This is a genomic window from Methyloceanibacter sp. (assembly GCF_058506495.1).
In genome coordinates this window covers 1-1,411 of record NZ_JBZMXT010000194.1, presented here as the reverse complement: position 1 = coordinate 1,411, position 1,411 = coordinate 1, and the positions used below count along the sequence as shown (strand labels likewise).

Genomic DNA, 1,411 nt, shown 5'->3' with positions numbered 1-1,411 from the left:
GCCGTTCAGCGCGCCGTTCGCCTGTCGGGCGTTGATCTCTTCGCCGCACGCCATCCGCAGGGCTTGAGCATGCCAATCTCCGAACGCGGGCGCTCCTTGTCTGGCGGACAACGCCAAGCCATCGGACTGGCCCGTGTCCTCGTCCGAGATCCCAAGATCCTGTTCCTGGACGAGCCGACAGCCGCCCTCGATACGGCGAGCGAACGCGCCCTGGTGCAGCGACTGAAATCGGGGCTCGACGCCGATGTGACCGTGCTTGTCTCAACGCACCGCGACGGGATGCTCGAATTGGTCGACCGACTCGTGGTGTTTGACAATGGCCGGGTGGTCATGGACGGTCCGAAAGCCGAGGTGATCAGCAAGCTTCGCGACGCGGCCCGCTCTGCGGCTTCCGTGCCGCCAGGCCCCATAACCGAGGGGCGCGCCCCATGAGAGCCCTCGACGAAACATTTGCCAACGATATCGGCACGGCCATGGACCTTCAGGGGTCGCGCAGCGCCCTGCCCTTGCTCGCAGCCGTGACGATCGGACTCATCTTAGCCGGGGTGTGGGCCCATTTTGCGATGATCGAAGAAGTCACCCGCGGTCAAGGGCGCGTGATCCCGTCGAGCCATGTCCAGGTCGTGCAGCCGCTTGAAGGCGGGATCGTTGCCGCCATCGAGATTCGGGAGGGGCAGCAGGTCGAACAGGGCGCCCCTCTTGTTCGCCTCGACGACACGAACTTTTCGGCAAGCCACGGCGAACTCAAACAAAAGCGCATGGCGCTCCTCGCACGCCGCGCCCGGCTGATCGCTGAGACCACAGGAGCCGAGCCGCGCTTCGATATTCCGGGCCTGGATGACAAGGTGGCCGCGCCCGAACGTGCTCTGTTCGAAGCCCGCAAAGCCGCCCTCGACCAAGAACTGACCGTAACCCGCCAACAGCTGGCACAACGCCAGCTCGAACTCGAGGAGGCCGAGACCAAGCTTGAGGAAATGCGAGAGACGATCGTTTTCACACAAAAGGAGCTGAAACTCGCGGACGACTTGCAACGTAAGGGCGCGTTTCCGGAGATGCAGGTGCTTAAACTCGCCCGCCAGGAACGATCGGAGCGGCGCGACATCAACGTTCTGCTTGCTGCCCTCCCAAGAATGAAAGCGGCCATCCAAGAAACGCAATCAAAGATCGAAGCGCTCCAAACAAGCTTCCACTCGGGCGCCAGCGAGGCCCTGGCCGAGACGTTGGCGAGCTTGGCTGTTACCGAGGAGGCCCTCAAGGCAACTCAGGATCGCGTGCGGCGGTCGATCCTCCGCGCGCCAACGCGCGGCATCGTCAACAAGCTCAACGTCACGACCATCGGCGCCGTTGTCCGCCCGGGCGAAAGCGTTGCCGAGATCGTCCCGATTGAAGATAGCCTCCTTGTCGAAGCCCG

2 protein-coding genes are annotated in these 1,411 nt (G+C 63.5%); both read left to right on the top strand.

The window, feature by feature from the left end; translation table 11 throughout:
• Positions 1-432 (top strand): ATP-binding cassette domain-containing protein (locus tag AC33YF_RS13945; protein WP_491777817.1); only part of this gene is annotated, 432 nt, incomplete at its 5' end.
• On the top strand, positions 429-1,411 hold a 983-nt coding region (locus AC33YF_RS13940; RefSeq protein ID WP_491777816.1), incomplete at its 3' end, for an HlyD family type I secretion periplasmic adaptor subunit. The genes AC33YF_RS13945 and AC33YF_RS13940, both read left to right, overlap by 4 nt.